We start from the raw sequence: 22,016 nt of genomic DNA on the forward strand, positions 1-22,016 counted from the left end.
GGTCACGACGGAGGCGATTCTAGCGTGCCGGGCCGCGTCCGTGCCCGCGAAACGTGCGAGGCAAAACGCAGGCGGGCGGCGCACCGGAGTGCACCGCCCGCCTGCGTGCATGGCGATGGATCAGGCCTGCGGGCCTTCGTGGAACTCGGGCTCGGGCGGCAGCTCGCCGGGCGGCAGCTCGGCCGGCTCGTTGCCGGGGACCATGTAGCTGCGGCGGTAGCCGTAGAAGTAGTAGACCACCAGCCCGACCAGCGCCCAGCCGAAGAACAGGCTGATGGTGTAGCCGGACAGGTTGACGAACAGCAGCAGGCAGCCGGCGATGGCCAGGATGCACACCGGCCACACGAACGGCGTGCGGAACGGGCGCGGGCGGTCGGGCTGCTGCACGCGCAGCACCAGCACGCCGACGGCGACCATGATGAAGGCGAACAGCGTGCCCGAGTTGGAGATGTCGGCCAGTACGCCGACCGGGAACATGGCCGAGAACAGCGACACGCACACGCCGGTGATCAGGGTGATGATGTGCGGCGTGTGGAACTTCGGGTGCACCTTGGACAGCGCCGGCGGCAGCAGGCCGTCGCGCGACATGGTGAAGAAGATGCGGGTCTGGCCGTAGAGCATCATCAGCACCACCGTCGGCAGCGCCAGCGCGGCGATGATGCCGATGGCATTGCCCAGGCCGGCGAAGCCCAGCACGCGCATCACGTGGGCCAGCGGCTCGTGGCTGCACACCAGCGGCTCGTGCGCGCCGCCGACGGCGGCACAGGCGGCGGCGAATTCCTTGCTGCCCGGCGGGATCGCGTTGCCGGCCGCGTCCATCAGCGGCTGCGCGCCCATGGCGCCGACCGCGCCGTAGCCGACCAGCAGGTAGAACACCGTGCAGATGGTCAGCGAACCGATCAGGCCGATGGGGATGTTGCGGTTGGGGTTGCGGGTCTCCTCGGCCGCGGTGGACACCGCGTCGAAGCCGACGTAGGCGAAGAAGATCGAGGCCGCCGCGCCGAGCACGCCGATGCCGCCCATCGGGCTGCCCCAGCCGGTCGGCAGGAACGGCTGGAAGTTGGCGTCCTTGGCGGCCGGCACGGCGACGACGATGAACACGGTCAGGGCGATGATCTTCAGCGAGACCAGCACCGCGTTGACCCAGGCGCTCTTGCTGGTGCCCAGCACCAGCAGCCCGGTGATGGCCAGCGAGATCAGGCAGGCCAGCAGGTTGAAGGTGCCGCCGGCCTGCGGGCCGACCTTCAGCGCCAGGGGCAATCCCCACCCGGCGCTGTCGAGCAGGCCGTTCATGTAGCCCGACCAGCCCACCGCCACCGCACCGGCGGCGACCGCGTATTCCAGCACCAGCGCCCAGCCGACGACCCAGGCCAGCAGCTCGCCGAGCACGCCGTAGGTATAGGTGTAGGCCGAACCGGACACCGGCACCATCGAGGCCAGCTCGGCATAGGCCAGCGCCGCCAGCGCGCAGACCACGGCGGCGATGACGAAGGCGACCATCAGTCCAGGACCGGCCTTCTGTCCGGCCTCGGCGGTCAGCACGAAGATGCCGGTGCCGATCACCGCGCCCACGCCCAGCAGGGTCAGCTGCAATGCGCCCAGTTGTCGGGTGAGCGCCTTCTTCTCGGCGGTTTCCAGGATTTTGTCGAGCGGCTTGACGCGCCAGAAAAGCATGCAGGTGTCCCCTTGAGGCAGGTGGCGGGTAAACCGTGCCTGAAGTGTGAAGGCCAGGTCACGAATGACCGCACCTTACCCCGCGGCCTCCGCGGCGTACAAGCGCACGGGTTCCGCGCTCAGGCGACAATGGGCGCCTGACGACACGGGGATCCCCTGCATGGTGCAAAACCTGCACGAAGACGATGCAAGCCTGCGCCTGGCGCTGGCCGACTACCGCGACCGCCACTCCGCCGAGGTGGCGGTGGCCGATGCCTTCCTGGCCTTGCTGGACGATCCGGCCAATCCGTTCGAGCGTAGCCGCCTGGCCGGGCATTTCACCGGCAGCGCATGGCTGGTCAGCGGCGATGGCCGGCGCGTGCTGCTCACCCACCACCGCAAGCTCGGGCGCTGGCTGCAGCTGGGCGGCCACGCCGACGGCGATGCCGACCTGGCGCGCGTGGCATTGCGCGAGGCCGGGGAGGAGTCCGGCCTGGCCGGACTGGTGGTGCAGGGCGGCATCTTCGACCTGGACCGCCACTGGATCCCGGCACGCGGCGAGGTGCCGGGGCATTGGCACTACGACGTGCGCTACGTGGTGCGCGCGGGCGCCTCGGAGGCGTTCGTGGTGAGCGACGAATCGCTGGCCCTAGCCTGGCGCGAGATCGCCACGCTGGCGCAGGACCCGGCGGCGGACGACTCGATGCGACGCATGGCCGGGCGCTGGCTGGCCGGCTGGCCCGGCTGAGCCGGGGCCGGGGGATGCGCCGGGCGGGGACCTTGCCTGGCCGGCGAAGGTTGGAGGCCGGGATCGCCCGCATCGCGCGGGCGATCCCCCGTGTCCTGCGGGACGTCAGTACAGCACGCGGGTGCGCAGGGTGCCCGGCACCGCGGCCATGGCCGCGCGCAGCTCGGCGACCTGTTCCTCGGTGGCGGTCACGTCGATCACCACGTAGCCCAGCTTGGGGTCGGTGCGCAGGAACTGGCCGTTGATGTTGACGTCCTGGCGCGAAAAGATCTCGTTGATGCGCGAGAGCACGCCGGGCACGTTGCGGTGGATGTGCAGGATGCGGCGGCTGCCCTCGTGCTCGGGCAGGGTCACCTCCGGGAAGTTGACCGCCGAGAGCGTGCTGCCGTTGTCGCTGTAGCGCACCAGCTTGGCGGCCACCTCCACGCCGATGTTGGCCTGGGCCTCCAGGGTGGAGCCGCCCACGTGCGGAGTCAGGATGACGTTGTCGTAGCGCGTCAGCGGCGAGACGAAGGCATCGCCGTTGCCCTTGGGCTCGACCGGGAACACGTCGATGGCGGCGCCGGCCACCTTGCCGCTGGCCAGTGCCGCGTCCAGCGCGTCGATGTCGATCACCGTGCCGCGCGAGGCGTTGATCAGGTGCACGCCCGGCTTGGCCAGTTCCAGTTCGGCCGGTCCGATCATCAGCCGCGTGGCCGGGGTCTCGGGCACGTGCAGGGTGATCACGTCGGCGCGCGCCAGCAGGTCCTCCAGGCTGGCGGCCGGCTGGGCGTTGCCCAGCGCCAGCTTGGTCTCGATGTCGTGGTAGATCACGTGCAGGCCCAGCGACTCGGCCAGCACGCCGACCTGGGTGCCGATATGGCCGTAGCCGACGATGCCCAGGGTCTTGCCGCGCGCCTCGTGGCTGCCGGCGGCCGACTTGGACCAGCCGCCGCGGTGGCACTCGGCGTTCTTCTGCGGGATGCCGCGCAGCAGCATCACCAGCTCGGCCATCACCAGCTCGGCCACGCTGCGGGTGTTGGAATAGGGCGCGTTGAACACCGGGATGCCGGCCAGCTCGGCCGCGTCCAGGTCCACCTGGTTGGTGCCGATGCAGAAGCAGCCGACCGCGATCAGGCGCTTGGCATGGGCCAGGACATCGGCGTTGAGCTGGGTGCGCGAGCGGATGCCGACGATGTGGGCCTCGGCGATGCGCGCCAGCAGTTCGTCCTCCGGCAGCGACTTGGCATGCAGCTCGATGTTGGAGTAGCCGGCGGCGCGGAACGTCTCCACGGCGGTGGGGCTCACGCCCTCGAGCAGCAGCACGCGGATGTCCTGCTTGGGGAAGGAGGTCTTCTTTTCGGTCATGACGTCGCCTGGGGGGAGGAAAGACGGAGTGGCCGCCGCGCGGCCAGGGGGCCGAAGTATCGCGCCCGCGCCGCGGCATGGCGATAGCCGTTGCAGGTGTATCGATCGCCGCGGCGGCTGGACGGGGCCCGGCGCGGCTGGCACGCTTGCCGGCCCCTGCCGCCTGTGGCCCCTGCCATGACCGATCCGCGCCTGTCCTCGCTGCTGGCCGCTGCCCCGTCGCTGCGGCTGAAGACCGATCCCGCCGACCTGGAGCACTACGGCCGCGACTGGACAAGGCGCTGGACGCCGGCGCCGCTGGCCATCGCCCTGCCGGCGACGGTGGAGGAGGTGCAGGCGGTCGTGCGCTGGGCCAACGCCGAGCACGTGGCGGTGGTGCCTTCCGGCGGGCGCACCGGCCTGTCCGGCGGCGCGGTGGCGGCCGCCGGCGAGCTGGTGCTGAGCCTGGAGCGGATGAACCGGGCACTGGACTTCGACGCCGTGGACCGCACCCTGACCGTGCAGGCGGGCATGGCATTGCAGGCCGTGCACGAGGCGGCGGCCGAACACGGACTGGTCTATCCGGTGGACTTCGCCGCACGCGGCTCGTGCTCGATCGGCGGCAACATCGCCACCAATGCCGGCGGCATCCGGGTGATCCGCTACGGCACCACCCGCGACTGGATCGCCGGGCTCAAGGTGGTCACCGGTGCCGGCGAGCTGCTCGAGCTCAACCATGCGCTGGTCAAGAATTCCAGCGGCTACGACCTGCGCCACCTGTTCGTCGGCTCGGAAGGCACGCTGGGCGTGGTGGTGGAAGCCACCCTCCGGCTGACCGACCCGCCGCCGCCGACCAACGTGATGCTGCTGGCGGTGCCGTCCTTCGAGGTGCTGATGCAGGTGTTCGCCGCGTTCCGTTCGCGGTTGCGGCTGGAAGCCTTCGAGTTCTTCACCGAGGCGGCGCTGCGCCACGTGCTGGCGCACGGCGCGCAGGCGCCGTTCGACGTCGCCCATCCCTACTACGTGGTCACCGAGTTCGCCAACGACGCGGCCGGCGAGGCCGCCGCCCTGGCCGCCTTCGAGCATTGCCTGGAGCAGGGCTGGGTCAGCGACGGGGTGATCAGCCAGTCCGATGCCCAGGCCCGCCAGCTGTGGCGTCTGCGCGAGGGCATCACCGAATCCATCGCCCGCTACACGCCCTACAAGAACGACATCTCCGTGCGCATCTCGGCGATGCCGGCGTTCCTGGCCGCCAGCCAGGCGCTGCTCGCCCGGGAATACCCGCACTTCGAGGTGGTCTGGTTCGGCCACATCGGCGACGGCAACCTGCACATCAACGTGCTCAAGCCCGACGACACCACCGATGCCCGGTTCGTGGCCCAGTGCGAGCACGTGACCAAGCTGCTGGCGCAGGTGCTGGCGCAGTACCGGGGCAGCATCTCGGCCGAGCACGGCATCGGCCTGGTGAAGAAGCCCTACCTGGGCTGCACCCGCAGCGCCCAGGAAATCGCGCTGATGCGCGGCATCAGGCAGGTGTTCGACCCGAACGGGCTGATGAACCCGGGCAAGCTGTTCGACGCCTGAGCGTGTGGCCGGGGCGCGCGGACGCGGACCGCCCGTGGCGGCCCGCGCCGAGCCGCCGGGTCAGTCGCTGGCGCGGCCGCCGAATTCGCCGGTGTCGGTGTTGACCAGGATGCGCTCGCCGCTGGCGATGTACTCGGGCACCATGATCTCGATGCCGGTGGACAGCTTGGCCGGCTTGGGGCGCTTGGTGGCGGTGCCGCCCTTCAGCTCCGGCGGCGTCTCCACCACGTCCAGGGTGACGTACTGCGGCAGCTGCAGCGCCACCGGCTGTTCGTCGATCACCTGCACGTAGCAGCCGCCCAGGCCGTCGGTGATGTAGCCGGCGTCCTCGCCCAGCACGTCGGCGTCGAGCGTGTACGGGGTGTAGTCCTCGTCGTCGAGGAACACGAAGGCCTCGCCGTCCTTGTAGGAGAACGTGGCCTGGCGGCGCAGCAGCTCGACCTCGGGCAGGTTGTCGTCGGCGTCGAAGCTGGCGTCGAGCTTGTTGCCGCCCGGCACGGAATACATGATGAAGCGGAAGCGGACGTTGCCGCCGCGGCCCTGCGGCGAGCTGCGCTCGATGTCGCGGATCTGGTAGACGCCGTTGTTGTACTCGACGACGTTGCCCTTCTTGATTTCGGAAGCTCTCATGGGATCGGTTCGGGACAGGGGATGGAAGTGGGAGCGGACCGGCAGCGGGCCGGCCGCGATGGCTACCGGGGCGCCAGGCGCACGGCGCCGTCCAGGCGGATCACGCTGCCGTTGAGGTAGCGGTTGGCCAGGATGAAGGCGACCGCGTCGGCGAACTCCTCCGGCTGGCCCAGCCGCGAGGGGAAGGGGATGGAGGCGCCCAGCGCCTGCTGCACCGACTCGGGCATGCCGTCCACCATCGGCGTCCAGAACACGCCGGGGGCGACGGTCATCACCCGGATGCCGAAGCGCGCCAGCTCGCGCGCCATCGGCAGGGTCATGCCGACCACGCCGCCCTTGCTGGCCGCGTAGGCGGCCTGGCCGATCTGGCCCTCGTAGGCGGCCACCGAGGCGGTATTGACGATGACGCCGCGCTCGCCGTCCTCGCCGGGGGCGTTGTGCTGCATCAGGTTGGCCGCGGCCTTGGCGACGTTGAAGCTGCCGACCAGGTTGACCATCACCGTGCCGCGGAAGGTGGCCAGCGGCATCGCGCCTTCCTTGCCGAGCACGCGGCCGGCGCCGAGGATGCCGGCGCAGTTGACGGCCACGTCCAGGCCGCCGAGGAACTCGCGCGCGGCGGCCAGGTCGGCGGCCACGGCCTCCTCGTCGGTGACGTCGGTGCGCAGGTAGAAGGCGTTGTCGCGGCCGAGTTCCTCCATGGCCGCCGCGCCCTTGGCGTCGTTGAGGTCGAGCAGCACGGCGCGGCCGCCGGCGGCCACCAGCCGCCGCGCCACGGCCAGGCCGAGCCCGGAGACGCCGCCGGTCACCACCGCGCGGACTTGTGCCAGTTGCATGGTTTCACCCTCCCGTGAAAGAGCGGCGATTCTAGCCGATGGCCGCGCCCGTGGCCGGCGCCTGCGGTCAGGCCTGCGGCATGGCGTCGCGCAGGCGGCGGGCGAATTCCTCCGGCGCCAGCGCCGGCGCGAACAGGAAGCCCTGGCCCAACGGCACGCCCAGCTCCAGCAGGTAGCGGTGCTGGGCGTGGGATTCCACGCCTTCGGCGACCACCGCCAGGCCCAGGCTGCGGGCGATGCCGCACACCGCCTCGCAGACCGCGGTATCCGAGCGGTTGGACGGCACCCCGCCGACGAACAGCGCGCTCAGCTTGAGCCCGTGGATCGGCAGGCGGCGCAGGTAGTTCAGTGCGTTGTAGCCCTCGCCGAAATCGTCGATGGTCAGCGCCAGGCCCATCTCGCGCAGCGCGGCGAAGGTGCGCAGCGTGGCCGGGGCGTCCTCGATCAGCACGCGCTCGGTGAACTCCAGTTCCAGCGCCGTGCCGGCCAGGCCGTGGGCATCCAGCGCCTGGCGCACGACGCCGACCAGGTCGGCGGCGAACTGGCGGTAGGACACGTTGACGGCCACGCGCGGCGTGGCCAGGCCCGCGTCGCGCCAGGCCCGCGCCTGGCGGCAGGCCTCGTGCAGCACCCAGGTGCCGATGTGGACGATGTCGCCGGTGCTCTCGGCGTGGCGGATGAACACCTCCGGGCGCAGCTCGCCCAGCTGCCCGCTGTGCCAGCGCACCAGCGCCTCGGCGCCCACGGTGCGGCCGCTGCGCAGGTCCACCTGCGGCTGGTAGGCGAGGTGGAACTCGCCGCGCTCCAGCGCCTGGCGCAGGTGCTGTTCGATCGACAGGCGGTCCTGCTGGCGGCGTTCCAGCTCCGGGGCGAACAGGCGCCAGCCGTCGCGGGTGCGGCGCTTGACCTCGTACATGGCCGCGTCGGCGTTGCGGATCAGCTGCTGTGGGCGGTGGCCGTGCTCGGGCGCGCAGGCGATGCCGATGCTGGCCGAGACGCGGAACTCCTCGCCGGCCAGGCGGAACGGGGCGGCGAAGGCGTCGGCGATGGCCTGCGCCAGCCGTTCCGGGCGCTCGGCCTGGCCGCTGGCGTCGCACAGCACCAGGAACTCGTCGCCGCCGAAGCGGGCCAGCAATCCGTCGGTGCCGATCGCCTGCGCGATGCGGCGCGTGGCCTCGACCAGCAACTGGTCGCCGGCGTCGTGGCCGAGGGTGTCGTTGACCAGCTTGAAGCGGTCCAGGTCGATGTACAGCACCGCCAGGCGCGCGTGCGCGGGATGGCCCAGGCGCACCTCCAGGGTGTCGAGGATGGCGTCGCGGTTCATGGCTCCGGTCAACGGGTCGGTGCAGGCGCGGATGCGCAGGGTCTCCTCGGCCTGCCGCGACTCGGTGATGTCCTGCAGCGTGCCGGCGATGCGCGAGGCCGCCATCGCGCTGCTTTCCACCTCGCCGATCATGCGGATCCAGAACGAATGGCCGTCGCCGCGCTGGCCGAGCAGCTCCAGCTCGAAGCCGCGGCGGGTGCGCAGGGCCTGGTCCAGGGCCTGCTGCAGGCGCTGGCGGTGGTCGGCCTGCAGGCAGGCGAGCAGGCCGTCCATGTCGCGCGGCGGCGGCACGTGGCCGAGGATGCGGCGCGCCTCGCGGGTCAGGTACAGGCGGGCGCGGGCGCGGTCCCATTCCCAGCCGCCGATGTGGGCCAGCGCCTGGGCACGGTCGAACAGGGCGTTGTCGCGCTTGAGCTCGGTGATGTCGGTGAACAGCGCGAACACGTGGTCCGGCTCGCGGCAATCGCACGAGAACACCGGCACGTGGGTGGTCGAGACCCAGATCATGCGGCCGCTGCCGCGGTGGTACATGCCCATCACCGTGCTGGCGACGATGCGGCCGCTGGACAGCGCGCGCACCAGCGGCCAGCGTTCCTCCGGCATCAGCGCGCCGTGCGCGTCCACGATCGCCCAGTCGCGGTGGTGCATGGCCGGCCCGGAGGGACCGGCGCCCACGCCCAGGATGCGGTGCGCGGCCGGGTTGGCGGCGACCACGCGCAGCTGGCGGTCGAACAGCACCACGCCCTTGTCGATGGATTCCAGCAGCAGGCGGTAGCGGGTCTGGGCCTGCCAGCGCCGGCCCAGGTCGCGCGCCACCGCCAGCACGCAGCGCCGGCCCTGGTAGTCGATGCCGCCGGAGTGCACCTCCACCGGGAACCGGCTGCCGTCGCCGCGCATGTTGGTCACCTCCACCACGTACGAGCCGCCGTGCTCCAGCGCCTCGATCACCGGATCCATGTGGTCCGGCGGCAGGTCGGGGTTGAGCACCTCGATGGGCTGGCCGACGATCGCCTCGCGCGGCCGGCCGTAGGCGCGCACGCCGGCGGCGTTGAGGTCGAGCACGGTGCCGTCGGGGGCGATGATGCTGGCGGGGTCGGGCAGGGCATCGAACAGGGCGTCGCGTTCGGCCAGGGCGCCGGCCGCCCGGGCCTCGGCCGCGGCCAGGCGGGCGGCGAGCCGTTCCAGTGCCGGGGCCAGCGCGGCCGGCAGGGCCTGGCGCAGCGCCTGCAGGTCGAGCCCGTCGCCGTCCTCGCCCGCCGGCGCGACGCCGGTGGCGCGGCCTGTCCCTGCGGCGCCGGCCGGGCCGTCGCCGCGGGCGCGTTCGCGACGTTCGCGTTCCCTGCCTGTCATGGGTGGGGGCTCCTGCCTGGCTGTCGTGATCCGGCCTGGTAGAGGCTGCCGGATCCCGTGACATACGGGAAGGCCGTCGCCAGGCGGCCAGGACCGCGGCAGTTGGCTGAATCGCCGGAATCGGCCGCCGCGGCATGGCCGGATCGGGCCCGCTGCCGTGATGGTAAAATTGAGAACCATTATTGATGGATAGGTCGTTCCGTGACGTTGTCCGAATTGCCGCTGCGCCATGCCGCCATCGTCGAATCCGTGCAGGACCGGCAGCCGGACGACACCATCGCCCGCCGCCTGCGCGAACTGGGATTCATCGAGGGCGAGACGATCAAGGTGGTGGCGATCGGGCCGGTCGGCCGCGAGCCCATCCTGGTCCAGGTCGGTTCCACCCGCTTCGCCCTGCGGCGCAGCGAGGCCGCGCGCGTGCACCTGCGCGCACCGGCGGAGGCGGCGGCATGAGCGCAGGGGCGATGCGCCTGGCGCTGGTCGGCAATCCCAACTGCGGCAAGACGGCCCTGTTCAACCAGCTCACCGGCAGCCGCCAGAAGGTGGCCAACTACAGCGGCGTGACCGTGGAGCGCAAGGAAGGCCGGTTCCGGGCGCCGTCCGGGCGCGAGTTCGTGGTGCTGGACCTGCCGGGCGCCTACAGCCTGCAGCCGGCCAGCCTGGACGAGGCGATCACCCGCGACCTGTGCCGCGGTTTCTACCCCGGCGAGCCGGCCCCGGACGTGCTGGTGTGCGTGATCGACGCCACCAACCTGCGCCTGCACCTGCGCTTCGCGCTGGAGCTGCGGGCGCTGGGCAGGCCGATGCTGGTGGTGCTGAACATGGTCGATGCCGCGCAGCGGCGCGGCATCCGCATCGACCGCGCCGCGCTGGAGCGCGGCCTGGGCGTGCCGGTGGTGGAGACCGTGGCCATCCGCCGCAACGGCTCGGCCGACCTGGTCGAGTACCTGGACCGGCACGGCGCCAGCCTGGCCGCGCCGGCGGCGGCCGAGCCGGAACTGCCGGCCGCGGTGGTCCACGCCCGCGTGCGCGACCTCATGGCCGAGGCGGTGATCATGCCCGAGCGCACCTCGCGCCTGGACGACGCACTGGACCGCTGGCTGCTGCACCCGGTGTTCGGCCTGCTGGCGCTGGCCCTGGTGATGTTCCTGATCTTCCAGGCGGTCTACGCCTGGGCCGCGCCGGTGATGGACGCCATCGACGCCGGCACCAAGTGGCTGGGCGAGTGGGTGGGCGCCACCTTGCCGCAGGGGCCCCTCAACAGCCTGCTGGTGGACGGCGTGATCGCCGGCGCCGGCAGCGTGATCGTGTTCCTGCCGCAGATCCTGATCCTGTTCGCCTTCATCCTGGCGCTGGAGGAATCGGGCTACCTGCCGCGCGCGGCGTTCCTGCTCGACCGGCTGATGTCCGCGGCGGGCCTGTCCGGGCGCTCGTTCATCCCGCTGCTGTCCAGCTTCGCCTGCGCCGTGCCGGGCATCATGTCCACCCGCAGCATCCAGGACCCGCGCGACCGCCTGGCCACCATCCTGGTGGCGCCGCTGATGACCTGCTCGGCGCGGCTGCCGGTGTATGCCCTGCTGATCGGCGCGTTCATCCCGCAGAAGACGGTGTGGGGCCTGTTCAACCAGCAGGGACTGGTGCTGTTCGGGCTCTACGTGGCCGGCATCCTCAGCGCGCTGCTGGTGGCCTGGACGATGAAGAAGTGGCGCCGCGACCGCGGCGAGCACGCGCTGCTGCTGGAGCTGCCGTCCTACCGCCTGCCGACCGTGCGCGACCTGGCGCTGGGCCTGTGGGAGCGGGCGCTGATCTTCCTCAAGCGCGTGGGCGGGATCATCCTGGCGCTGACCGTGCTGCTGTGGTTCCTGCTGTCGTTCCCGGCGGCGCCGGCCGGCGCTACCCTGCCGGCGATCGACTACAGCTTCGCCGGGCGCATCGGCCACCTGCTGGCGGTGGTGTTCGCGCCGCTGGGCTTCAACTGGCAGATCTGCATCGCGCTGATCCCCGGCCTGGCCGCGCGCGAGGTGGCGGTGTCCTCGCTGGCCACGGTGTACGCGCTGTCGGCCGCCGACGACGATGCCGCCGCGCAGGCGCTGTCGCCGCTGATCGCCCACGACTGGAGCCTGGCCACCGCCTTGTCGCTGCTGGTCTGGTACATCTACGCGCCGATGTGTGCCTCGACCCTGGCCACGATCAAGCGCGAGACCAATTCCTGGAAGCAGATGGGATACACCGCGTTCTATCTGTTCGTGATGGCCTACCTGGCCTCGCTGGTGACCTACCAGGTCGCGGTGCTGCTGGGAGCGGGGTGAGGCCATGTCGCTGGCACTGCAATACGGATTGATCGCGCTGGCCGTGCTGGCCAGCGCCTGGGTGGTGTTCAAGAAGCAGTTCCCCGGCACCTTGCGGCGCCTGCGCGGGACCCTGGCGCTGGCGCTGGTGCGGCCCTCGCGGCCGGCCTGGCTGCAGGCGCTGGGGCGGCGGCTGGCACCGTCGCCCGCCGCCGCGGACGGGTGCGGCTGTTCCGGCTGCGACACCTGCGGGCCGGACGCGCCGCGCAAGCACTGAGCATCCGGCGGAGCGGGGGAGCGGCAGCCGGCCCGGCGCCCGTTCTTCGCCACCGGGCCGCGGGCGAACAGGCTGCAGCTGGCGTTCGTGACGGTGCCGCCGGACAGGATCGATGCCGGCATCGCCCTCCTCGGCGAGCCGATCGAGGCGGCGATCGCCGGGACCGCGGGCGTGGCGGGCTGATCGCCCGGGGCCGGGGCCGGGGCCGGGGTGCCTGTACTCCGCTTTCGCGGCGGATCGGGTAACGTGTCGGCCCTCCCGTAGATCGCTGGACCGCCGCAGATGACCACCTCCCCGCTGAAGCTGCTGATCCATGGTGCTTCCGGCCGCATGGGCCGGGCCTTGCTGAGGCTGGCCGCGGAGGATCCGGCGACCGCGGTGGCCGCTGCCGTGGTACGGCGTTCGCCGGCGCAGCGGGTGGTGGACGGCGTGCCGTACTTCGCCGCCAGCGAACTGGCCGGGGTGCCGGCGTTCGACGTGGCCATCGACTTCAGCCTGCCGCAGGGGTTCGATCCGGTCCTGGCGCTGTGCGTGGAACGGGGCCGGCCGTTCGTATCCGGCACCACCGGCCTGAGCGATGGCCAGCGCGAGGCGCTGAACGCCGCCGCGGCCACCATCCCGCTGGTGTGGGCCTCCAACTTCAGCCTCGGCATCGCGGTGCTGACCGACCTGGTCGAGCGCGCCGCCGGCAGCCTGCCCGGCTGGGACTGCGACATCGTCGAGGCCCACCACGTGCACAAGCAGGACGCCCCGTCCGGCACCGCGCTCAGCCTCGGCGAGGCGGCCACCGGCTCGGGGGCGCAGCCGCGCTACGCCAGCCTGCGCGCCGGCGACATCGTCGGCGAGCACCTGGTGCAGTTCACCGGGCTGGGCGAGCGCCTGGAACTGATCCATCGCGCCACCAACCGCGACATCTTCGCCCGCGGTGCGCTGCATGCCGCGCGCCACCTGGTGGGCAAGCCCGCCGGCAGCTACCGGGTGCGCGACCTGATCGCCTGAACAGGGGGCGGCCAAGGCTGGCGTGAGCGCCCCCCCGCCGGTACAATTCCAACTCGCCTGTTACCCATCGCCACGGACCGGAGAAGCGCCGCGTCCGCGGTTTCTTGCAGCCGCAAGCCGGTGGAGCAGGGTTCCCGTCCACCCCAAGGCGAAGCTTTCGTGACCCATCCCGCAATCCTTGTCCTCGAAGACGGCACCGTGTTCGAGGGCGAATCCGTCGGCGCGGCCGGCCTGTCGGTCGGCGAAGTGGTGTTCAACACCGCCATGACCGGTTACCAGGAGATCGTGACCGATCCGTCCTATGCCCGGCAGATCGTCACGCTGACCTATCCGCACGTCGGCAATACCGGCTGCAACGACGCCGACGACGAGGCGGCCAAGGTCTGGTCGGCCGGCCTGATCGTGCGCGACGTGCCGCGCCGTCCCAGCAACTGGCGCAGCCAGGCGCCGCTGCCGGAGTGGCTGGCCGCGCGCGGCGTGGTCGCCATCGCCGGCATCGACACGCGCCGGCTGACGCGCCTGCTGCGCGAGCGCGGCGCCCAGAACGGCGCGCTGCTGGCCGGCGCCCCGGGCGAGGCGCTGGACGTGGAGAAGGCGCTGGAGGCGGCGCGCAAGTTCCCCGGCCTGAAGGGCATGGACCTGGCCAAGGTGGTCAGCACCGACCGCGCCTATGCGTGGCACGAGGGCGAGCTGGACCTGGACCGGGGCGAGTTCGTGCGCGTGCAACCGCGCTTCAAGGTCGTGGCCTACGACTTCGGGGTGAAGCTGAACATCCTGCGCATGCTGGCCGAACGCGGCTGCGACGTGCAGGTGGTGCCGGCGCGGACGCCTGCCGCCGAGGTGCTGGCGCTGAACCCGGACGGCGTGTTCCTGTCCAACGGTCCCGGCGACCCGGAACCGTGCGACTACGCCATCGCCGCGATCCGGGAATTCATCGCCCGCAAGATCCCGACCTTCGGCATCTGCCTGGGTCACCAGCTGCTCGGCCTGGCCGCCGGCGCCACCACCACCAAGATGGTCAACGGCCACCACGGCGCCAACCATCCGGTGCAGGACCTGGACAGCGGCAAGGTGATGATCACCTCGCAGAACCACGGTTTCTGCATCGACGAGGCCAGCCTGCCGGCCAACGTGCGGGTCACCCACCGCTCGCTGTTCGACGGCACCAACCAGGGCATCGCGCTGACCGATGCCCCCGCCTTCAGCTTCCAGGGCCACCCGGAAGCCTCGCCGGGACCCCACGACGTTTCCCCGCTCTTCGACCGCTTCGTTGCGCTGATGGAGAACAACTGAAATGCCAAAGCGCACCGACATCAAGACCGTCCTGATCATCGGCGCCGGCCCGATCGTCATCGGCCAGGCCTGCGAGTTCGACTACTCCGGCGCGCAGGCGTGCAAGGCGCTGCGCGAGGAGGGCTACCGCGTGGTGCTGGTCAACTCCAACCCGGCCACGATCATGACCGACCCGGACACGGCCGACGCCGTGTACATCGAGCCGATCAACTGGCAGACGGTGGAGAAGATCATCGCCAAGGAGCGGCCCGACGCGCTGCTGCCGACCATGGGCGGGCAGACCGCGCTGAACTGCGCGCTCGACCTGGCCGACCACGGCGTGCTGGAGAAGTACGGCGTGGAGCTGATCGGCGCCAAGCGCGAGGCCATCCGCATGGCCGAGGACCGCGAGCTGTTCCGCGTGGCGATGGGCGAGATCGGACTGGAATGCCCGAAGGCGCACGTGGCGCGCAGCTTCGACGAGGCGGTGGCGATCCAGGCCACGGTCGGCTACCCGACCATCATCCGCCCGAGCTTCACCCTCGGCGGCTCCGGCGGCGGCATCGCCTACAACCGCGAGGAGTTCGAGGAGATCATCAAGCGTGGCCTGGAGCTGTCGCCGGTGCACGAAGTGCTGGTGGAAGAATCCGTGCTGGGCTGGAAGGAGTTCGAGATGGAGGTGGTCCGCGACACCGCGGACAACTGCATCATCGTCTGCTCGATCGAGAACCTGGACCCGATGGGCGTGCACACCGGCGACAGCATCACCGTCGCCCCGGCGCAGACCCTGACCGACAAGGAATACCAGCGCCTGCGCGATGCCTCGATCGCGGTGCTGCGCAAGATCGGCGTGGACACCGGCGGCTCCAACGTGCAGTTCGGCATCAACCCGGCCAACGGCCGCGTGGTGGTGATCGAGATGAACCCGCGGGTGTCGCGCTCCTCGGCGCTGGCCTCCAAGGCCACCGGCTTCCCGATCGCCAAGGTCGCCGCCAAGCTGGCGGTGGGCTACACCCTGGACGAGCTGCGCAACGAGATCACCGGCGGCAAGACCCCGGCCTCGTTCGAGCCGGCGATCGACTACGTGGTCACCAAGATCCCGCGCTTCGCCTTCGAGAAGTTCCCGCAGGCCGACGCCCGCCTGACCACGCAGATGAAGTCGGTGGGCGAGGTGATGGCAATGGGCCGCACCTTCCAGGAGTCGGTGCAGAAGGCGCTGCGCGGGCTGGAGACCGGCAAGGTCGGCTTCGACCCGACCGGGCTGGACCTGGGCAGCGAGGAGGACCTGGCCACGCTGCGCCACGAGGTCAAGACCCCGGGCGCGGAGCGGCTGTTCTACGTGGCCGACGCGTTCCGCGCCGGCATGAGCGTGGAACAGGTGCACGCGCTCTCGCACATCGACCCGTGGTTCCTGGACCAGATCGAGGAGATCATCGCGCTGGAGCGCGAGACGGCCGCCGACGGCATCGATGCGCTCGACGGCGCGCGCCTGCGCACGCTCAAGCGCGCCGGCTTCTCCGATGCCCGCCTGGCCCAGCTCACCGGCACCAACGAGGCCGCGGTGCGCGCCCTGCGCCGCGCCCACAAGGTGCGCCCGGTGTACAAGCGCGTGGACTCGTGCGCGGCCGAGTTCGCCACCGGCACCGCCTACCTGTACTCGACCTACGAGCAGGAGTGCGAGGCCGCGCCGACCGACCGCGACAAGATCATGATCCTCGGCGGCGGCCCCAACCGCATCGGCCAGGGCATCGAGTTCGACTACTGCTGCGTGCACGCCGCGCTCGCCCTGCGCGAGGACGGCTACGAAACCATCATGGTCAACTGCAACCCGGAGACCGTGTCCACCGACTACGACACTTCCGACCGGTTGTATTTCGAGCCGCTCACGCTCGAGGACGTGCTGGAGATCGTCGAGCTGGAGAAGCCCAAGGGCGTGATCGTGCAGTACGGCGGCCAGACCCCGCTCAAGCTGGCGCGCGCGCTGGAGGCCAACGGCGTGCCGGTGATCGGCACCTCGCCGGATTCGATCGACCTGGCCGAGGACCGCGAGCGCTTCCAGCACCTGGTCGAGCAGCTGGGCCTGAAGCAGCCGCCCAACCGCACCGCGCGCACCGCCGAGCAGGCGCTGGCGCTGGCGCGCGAGATCGGCTACCCGCTGGTGGTACGGCCGAGCTACGTGCTCGGCGGCCGCGCGATGGAGATCGTCTACGGCGAGTCCGACCTGGCCCGCTACGTGCGCGACGCGGTCAAGGTGTCCAACGACTCGCCGGTGCTGCTGGACCGCTTCCTCGACAACGCGGTCGAGTGCGACGTGGACGTCATCGCCGACAAGGACGGCAACGTGCTGATCGGCGGGGTGATGGAGCACATCGAGGAGGCCGGCGTGCATTCGGGCGACTCGTCCTGCTCGCTGCCGCCGTACTCGCTCTCGCCGGCCACCCAGGCCGAGCTGCGCCGCCAGGTGGTGGAGCTGGCCAAGGCGCTGAAGGTGGTCGGGCTGATGAACACCCAGTTCGCGATCCAGCACGAGGACGAGGGCCACGGCGTGGTCTACCTGCTGGAAGTGAACCCGCGTGCCTCGCGCACGGTGCCGTTCGTGTCAAAGGCCACCGGCGTGGCGCTGGCCAAGATCGCCGCGCGCTGCATGGCCGGCAAGACCCTGGCCGAGCAGGGCGCCACGAAGGAAGTGGTGCCGGACTACTACTCGGTGAAGGAGGCGATCTTCCCGTTCGCCAAGTTCCAGGGCGTGGATCCGATCCTGGGGCCGGAGATGCGCTCCACCGGCGAGGTGATGGGCGTGGGCCGCAGCTTCAACGCCGCCTTCGCGCGCGCGCAGGAGGCGGCCGGCATCAAGGCGCCGCCGGTGGGCAAGGTGTTCCTGTCGGTGCGCGACCCGGACAAGCCGCGGCTGCTGCCGGTGGCCGAGGCGATGGTGGCCAAGGGCTATACGCTGGTGGCCACCCGCGGTACCGCGGCCTGGCTGCAGCAGCACGGCCTGGCGTGCGAGGTGGTCAACAAGGTGACCGAGGGCCGCCCGCACATCGTCGACCTGATCAAGAACGGCGAGATCGTCTATATCGTCAACACCACCGAGGGCCGTGCGGCGATCACCGACTCGTTCTCGATCCGCCGCGAGGCGCTGCAGTCGCGCATCACCTATTCCACGACGATCGCCGGCGCCCGCGCGCTGGTACATTCACTCGAATTCCGCGGCAGCGGCCCGGTGTGGTCGCTGCAGGAACTGCACAAGGAGTTGCAAGCATGAGAGCTCCCATGACCGCCAAGGGCGCCCAGCGCCTGCGCGAGGAACTGGACCGCCTGAAGTCCGTCGAGCGTCCGCGCATCATCGCCGCCATCGCCGAGGCGCGCGAGCACGGCGACCTGAAGGAAAACGCCGAATACCACGCCGCGCGCGAGGAACAGGGCTTCATCGAGGGCCGCATCAAGCAGCTCGAAGGCGAGCTCTCGCACGCCGAGATCATCGACGTGGCCAAGCTCAATGCCGGCCACAAGATCGTCTTCGGCGCGACCGTGACCCTGGCCGACGTGGAAACCGACGAGGAACGCAAGTACCAGATCGTCGGCGACCTGGAAGCGGACATCAAGCAGGGCCTGATCGCGGTGTCCTCGCCGGTGGCACGTGCGCTGATCGGCAAGATGGAGGGCGACACCATCGCCATCGAGGCGCCCGGCGGCCACCGCGAGTACGAGGTGGTCAGCGTCGAGTACCTCGCCTGACCGATGGCCACGGCCACGCTGCTGTTGCCGGCCCGCCACCGCCTCGGCGGCGGGCCGCTTTCCGCCGCGGTGGCCGCGGCGCTGGGGCGGGCCGAGCGCGGCATGCGCGCGGCCGGCGAGCGCGAACAGGTGCAGCGCCATTTCGACCTGGTCCCGGCCGGCTGGCCGGTGGCGGCGCTGACCCGCCAGCTCGATGCCGGCGATGCCGCCGGATCGGCCTGGCTGCGCGCCGACCCCGGCCATGTCGCGCCGGACATGCAGGGCGCGCGCCTGCTGGCGCTGGGCGAGGCCGTGCAGCTGGAGCAGGCCGATGCCGACGCGCTGCTGCCGGCGCTGAAGCCGCTGTTCGGCGATGCCGGGCTGCTGCTGGATGCGCCGGTTCCGTCGCGCTGGTACCTGCAGGTGGCGCCCGGCCAGCCGCTGCCCACGTTCGCCGCGCCCGAGCAGGTGCTCGGCGACGACCTGTTCGATCACCTGCCGCAGGGCGATGACGGCAGGCGCTGGCGCGCGCTGCTGACCGAGGTCCAGGTGCTGCTGCACCAGCATCCGTGGAATCGCGACCGCGCCGCGCGCGGGTTGCCGGCGATCAATACGCTGTGGTTCTGGGGGGCGGGCAGCCTGCCGGACGCGGTCCGCAGCGGCCATGCCCAGGTGCGCAGCCGCGACCCGCTGCTGCGTGCGCTGGCGCGCGCGGCCGGCGTGGAGACCGACGGCGATGGCGGCGTGGACGCCCTGATGGACCTGCGCCACCTGCGTTCGCTGGCGCAGCTGGACGCGGAGGCGATCGCACCGTTGCTGGCGGCCATGGCGCGCGGCGAACTCCAGCGCCTGGAACTGGACTTCGAGGACGGGGCCTGGTTCGACCTGCAGCCTCGCCAGCGCTGGCGGTTCTGGCGTCGCCCGCTGGCCGCGCTGGACGCATGAGCGACCCCGTGCGGATCGTGCGGCGCCCGGCGGGACCGGCGGGCGCCTGGCCCGAGGACGTGCCGCCGCTGCTGCGCCGCCTGTACGAGGCCCGCGGTGCCTGCGGCATCGCCCGGGCCCGCCCGCGCCTGGCATCGCTGCTGCCCCCCGGGCTGGGCAACATCGAACGGGCCGTGGACCTGCTCGCCGCGGCGATCGCCGACGGGCGTCGCATCGTCGTGGTCGGCGACTTCGACTGCGACGGCGCCACCGCCTGCGCGGTCGCGGTGCGCGGCCTGCGCATGCTCGGCGCCGGCGAGGTGATCCCGGCGGTGCCCAACCGCATGATCCACGGCTACGGCCTGTCGCCGGCGCTGGTGGAGGAGCTGGCGGGCCTGGCGCCGGAACTGCTGGTGACCGTGGACGCGGGCATCGCCTGCGTGGCCGGCGTCACCGCCGCCAAGGCGCACGGCTGGCAGGTGCTGGTCACCGACCACCACCTGCCCGGCACCACCTTGCCGCCGGCCGACGCCATCGTCGATCCCAACCTGCCGGGCGATCCCTTCCCGAGCAAGGCGCTGGCCGGCGTCGGCGTGATCTTCTACGTGCTGCTGGCGCTGCGCGCGCGTCTGTACCCGGGCGACCGCTCCGGGGGCGAAGACCGGGAAGCGACGCGCCCGGGCCGACCGTCCGGGCAAACGCGCCCGGACCTGGGCACGCTGCTGGACCTGGTCGCGGTCGGCACCGTCGCCGACCTGGTGCCGCTGGACACGAACAACCGTGCCCTGGTGTCCGCCGGGCTGCAGCGCCTGCGCCAGGGACGCGGCTGCGCCGGCCTGCGCGCACTGATCGAGGCCAGCGGCCGCGACCCGGCGCGGTTGACCGCGGCCGACATCGGCTATGCGCTGGCGCCGCGGCTGAACGCGGCCGGGCGGCTGGAGGACATGGCCCTGGGCATCCAGCTGCTGCTGTGCGAGGAGCCGCGCCAGGCCCGCGAGATCGCCGCGCTGCTCGAGCAGATCAACGCCGAGCGCCGCGCGGTGCAGCAGGTCATGACCGACGAGGCCGAGGCGGCGGTGGCGCGGGCGCTGCTGGACGATGCCGGGACGCTGCCGAAGGCGGCCTGCTTCTTCGATCCGGAGTGGCACCCGGGCGTGGTCGGCCTGGTCGCCTCGAAGATGAAGGACCGCCTGCACCGGCCGGTGGTGGCGTTCGCCCCGGCCGAACCGGGCAGCGACCAGCTGCGCGGCTCGGCGCGCTCGGTGCCGGGATTCCACATCCGCGACGCGCTGGCGGCGGTGGATGCACGCCATCCCGGCCTGATCGCCAGGTTCGGCGGCCATGCCATGGCCGCCGGCCTGAGCCTGCCGCGGGACGCGCTGGCCAGCTTCCGCCAGGCCCTGCACGAGGTGGTGGATGCCGGCCTCGACGACGCGCTGCTGCAGGCCGAACTGGCCAGCGACGGCGCCCTGCGGCCGCAGGAACTGGACCATGTCCACGCCGAGCTGCTGCGCCTGGCCGGGCCCTGGGGACAGGGCTTCCCGGAGCCGCTGTTCGACGACGTGTTCGAGGTGGTGCAGTGGCGCGTGCTCAAGGAGCGCCACCTGAAGCTGGTGCTGCACTGCGCCGGGCGCGGCGAGCCGCTCAACGCCATCCACTTCAACGGCTGGACCGGCCAGGCGCCGGCGCCGCGCCTGCACCTGGCCTATCGCCTGGTGGCCGACGACTACCGCGGCGGCGAGGCGATCCAGCTGATCGTGGAGCATTGCGCGCCGGCCGGCTGAGGCGGTCACGGCTGTACCGGGGCAGGGGCACGGGCAGGGGCCGGGATCGATGCCGCGCGGCGCGGCAGGCCCTTCAGCCCGAACAGCGGCCGCAGCACCGGCACGCGCCGGATCACCGCTTCGTGCAGCAGCAGGCAACCGGCCACGGTGCCCCCCACCACCAGTGCCGGCTCGGCGAGCGGCCCCAGGTGCAGCGGGATCAGCCAGTACGCCAGCACGATGATCAGGGTCTGGTGCAGGATGTACCAGGAGAACACCGCCTCGCTGCTGTACGGCAGCCAGCGGAACGGCCGGTCCAGCAGGGCGCGGCCCCAGCCGAAGATGGCCAGCAGGGCGGCCCAGGTGTACATGCCCCTGGCGATGCGCTCGACCGTGTCCCACGGCACGTGCCGGGTCCATGGCGGCAGCGGCCCGGCCGGCGGGTGCAGCCCGAGCCAGTACAGCGACAGTTCGACCGAGATCGCCAGCACGGCCGCGGCGAGCGTCCAGTGGCGCAGGCGCTCGGTCCATTGCCAGAAGCGGGTGCTGGACGCGAGCAGGTAGCCGAGCAGGAACAGCGGCAGCGATTCGGCATGGACCGTCCAGTCGCCGAGCAGCGCATGCGTTTCCGGATAGCGTGGTGCCACCCACAGCCGCACCGCCGCCAGCCACAGCGCCGGGGCGAGCAGCAGCGCCGCGCCGACCAGGCGCCCCCGCGCCGGCGCCGCCAGCCAGGCCCCGGCCCGGCGCAGCGCCGGCATCAGCACCAGCAGTAGCAACGTGTACGGCCACAGGTAGGCCAGGTACCACAGGTGGTTCCAGGTGACGCCCAGCTGCGATCCGGTGAAACTGCCTTCCGGCCACGGGCGGGCCTGCCAGTAGCGCCACAGGAACGGCCACCAGCCGGCCGTCCAGTGGCCGTTGCCGCGGGCCTCGATGAAGGCCTGTGGCGCCACCACGACGAACATGCCGAATGCCAGTGGCAGCAGCAGGCGCCAGCTGCGCAGCGCGGCGAAGCGCAGGCGCCGGCCTTCCACCCGGGCCAGGCCCAGGGCGACGCCTGAGATCATGAACAGCAGCGGCATGCGCCAGCGGTTGAGCACGATCATCGGCCATTGCAGCCAGTCGGCCTGCAGCGGGCTCTTGATGTGGAAGTCCCAGCCGGCCACGTAGACCATGGCGCAGTGGTAGAGGATGAGCAGGGCGAAGGCGATCACCCGCAGGGCGTCGATGTCGTGGCGGCGTGGCATGGCCGGATCCCGGTTTGGCAAGTGCGGCCAGCGTGGGCCGCGCGCCGCCGGGCACGCCACCGGCAAGTGCTTGATTGC

Annotated in this window: 17 protein-coding genes; 11 read left to right on the forward strand and 6 right to left on the reverse strand. The window is 71.7% G+C overall.

The features are described from left to right. Positions 1–120 precede the first annotated feature (120 nt). Positions 121–1,674 (reverse strand): amino acid permease, encoded by a 1,554-nt coding sequence (locus BN3794_RS07320; RefSeq protein ID WP_066095452.1) that lies wholly within the window; start codon positions 1,672–1,674, stop codon positions 121–123. Between the two features lie 160 nt (positions 1,675–1,834). On the opposite strand from BN3794_RS07320, the gene BN3794_RS07325 reads away from it, so the two are divergent. Then, positions 1,835–2,401: an NUDIX hydrolase gene (locus BN3794_RS07325; RefSeq protein WP_066095455.1), complete on the forward strand. Its 567-nt coding sequence runs from the start codon at positions 1,835–1,837 to the stop codon at positions 2,399–2,401. Between the two features lie 105 nt (positions 2,402–2,506). On the opposite strand, the gene serA is transcribed toward BN3794_RS07325, so the two are convergent. Further along, positions 2,507–3,748: a phosphoglycerate dehydrogenase gene (gene serA, locus BN3794_RS07330; protein ID WP_066095457.1), complete on the reverse strand. Its 1,242-nt coding sequence runs from the start codon at positions 3,746–3,748 to the stop codon at positions 2,507–2,509. Positions 3,749–3,925: 177 nt separating this feature from the next. Here serA and BN3794_RS07335 point away from each other — a divergent pair, with 177 nt between their 5' ends. Further along, positions 3,926–5,311 (forward strand): FAD-binding oxidoreductase, encoded by a 1,386-nt coding sequence (locus BN3794_RS07335; protein WP_066095460.1) that lies wholly within the window; start codon positions 3,926–3,928, stop codon positions 5,309–5,311. Between the two features lie 60 nt (positions 5,312–5,371). Here BN3794_RS07335 and yeiP read toward each other — a convergent pair whose 3' ends face one another. The 3 genes from yeiP to BN3794_RS07350 form a co-directional block, all read right to left on the reverse strand. Further along, positions 5,372–5,941, reverse strand: a complete 570-nt coding sequence (gene yeiP / locus BN3794_RS07340; RefSeq protein WP_066095463.1) for an elongation factor P-like protein YeiP — start codon at positions 5,939–5,941, stop codon at positions 5,372–5,374. Between the two features lie 62 nt (positions 5,942–6,003). Next, positions 6,004–6,774: an SDR family NAD(P)-dependent oxidoreductase gene (locus BN3794_RS07345; RefSeq protein WP_066095465.1), complete on the reverse strand. Its 771-nt coding sequence runs from the start codon at positions 6,772–6,774 to the stop codon at positions 6,004–6,006. A gap of 67 nt (positions 6,775–6,841) precedes the next feature. Beyond that, on the reverse strand, positions 6,842–9,448 hold the full coding sequence (locus tag BN3794_RS07350) for a sensor domain-containing protein (RefSeq protein WP_066095467.1): 2,607 nt from the start codon (positions 9,446–9,448) through the stop codon (positions 6,842–6,844). A 201-nt stretch (positions 9,449–9,649) separates the two neighbouring features. Here BN3794_RS07350 and BN3794_RS07355 point away from each other — a divergent pair, with 201 nt between their 5' ends. The 9 genes from BN3794_RS07355 to recJ all read left to right on the forward strand — a co-directional run bounded on the left by BN3794_RS07355 (position 9,650) and on the right by recJ (position 20,709). After that, on the forward strand, positions 9,650–9,901 hold the full coding sequence (locus BN3794_RS07355) for a FeoA family protein (protein WP_066095470.1): 252 nt from the start codon (positions 9,650–9,652) through the stop codon (positions 9,899–9,901). After that, positions 9,898–11,757 (forward strand): ferrous iron transporter B, encoded by a 1,860-nt coding sequence (gene feoB / locus BN3794_RS07360; RefSeq protein WP_066095474.1) that lies wholly within the window; start codon positions 9,898–9,900, stop codon positions 11,755–11,757. The genes BN3794_RS07355 and feoB overlap by 4 nt, the downstream gene beginning before the upstream one ends. Positions 11,758–11,761: 4 nt before the next feature. Beyond that, positions 11,762–12,013, forward strand: a complete 252-nt coding sequence (locus tag BN3794_RS07365; RefSeq protein ID WP_066095477.1) for a DUF6587 family protein — start codon at positions 11,762–11,764, stop codon at positions 12,011–12,013. 282 nt (positions 12,014–12,295) lie between these two features. After that, positions 12,296–13,012, forward strand: a complete 717-nt coding sequence (gene dapB / locus BN3794_RS07370; RefSeq protein ID WP_066095480.1) for a 4-hydroxy-tetrahydrodipicolinate reductase — start codon at positions 12,296–12,298, stop codon at positions 13,010–13,012. A gap of 159 nt (positions 13,013–13,171) precedes the next feature. Continuing rightward, positions 13,172–14,305, forward strand: coding sequence for a glutamine-hydrolyzing carbamoyl-phosphate synthase small subunit (carA, locus tag BN3794_RS07375; RefSeq protein ID WP_066095482.1), 1,134 nt, complete (start codon positions 13,172–13,174; stop codon positions 14,303–14,305). A 1-nt stretch (position 14,306) separates the two neighbouring features. Further along, a complete protein-coding gene (gene carB / locus BN3794_RS07380) occupies positions 14,307–17,549 on the forward strand; it encodes a carbamoyl-phosphate synthase large subunit (RefSeq protein WP_066095485.1) in 3,243 nt (1,080 codons plus the stop codon). Then, positions 17,546–18,022 carry a transcription elongation factor GreA gene (gene greA, locus BN3794_RS07385; protein WP_066095487.1) on the forward strand — a complete coding sequence of 159 codons (477 nt, stop codon included), beginning with the start codon at positions 17,546–17,548 and terminating at the stop codon, positions 18,020–18,022. The genes carB and greA overlap by 4 nt, the downstream gene beginning before the upstream one ends. Positions 18,023–18,025: 3 nt before the next feature. After that, positions 18,026–18,946 (forward strand): phosphoglycerate mutase, encoded by a 921-nt coding sequence (locus BN3794_RS07390; protein WP_066095490.1) that lies wholly within the window; start codon positions 18,026–18,028, stop codon positions 18,944–18,946. Beyond that, positions 18,943–20,709: a single-stranded-DNA-specific exonuclease RecJ gene (gene recJ / locus BN3794_RS07395; protein ID WP_066095493.1), complete on the forward strand. Its 1,767-nt coding sequence runs from the start codon at positions 18,943–18,945 to the stop codon at positions 20,707–20,709. The genes BN3794_RS07390 and recJ overlap by 4 nt, the downstream gene beginning before the upstream one ends. A 5-nt stretch (positions 20,710–20,714) precedes the next feature. Here the strand turns inward: recJ and BN3794_RS07400 are convergent, their stop codons facing one another. Then, complete coding sequence (locus tag BN3794_RS07400; protein ID WP_066095496.1) at positions 20,715–21,938, reverse strand: acyltransferase; 1,224 nt, start codon at positions 21,936–21,938, stop codon at positions 20,715–20,717. Positions 21,939–22,016: the final 78 nt, after the last annotated feature.

The organism is Xanthomonas massiliensis (assembly GCF_900018785.1).
Taxonomy (GTDB): domain Bacteria; phylum Pseudomonadota; class Gammaproteobacteria; order Xanthomonadales; family Xanthomonadaceae; genus Xanthomonas_B; species Xanthomonas_B massiliensis.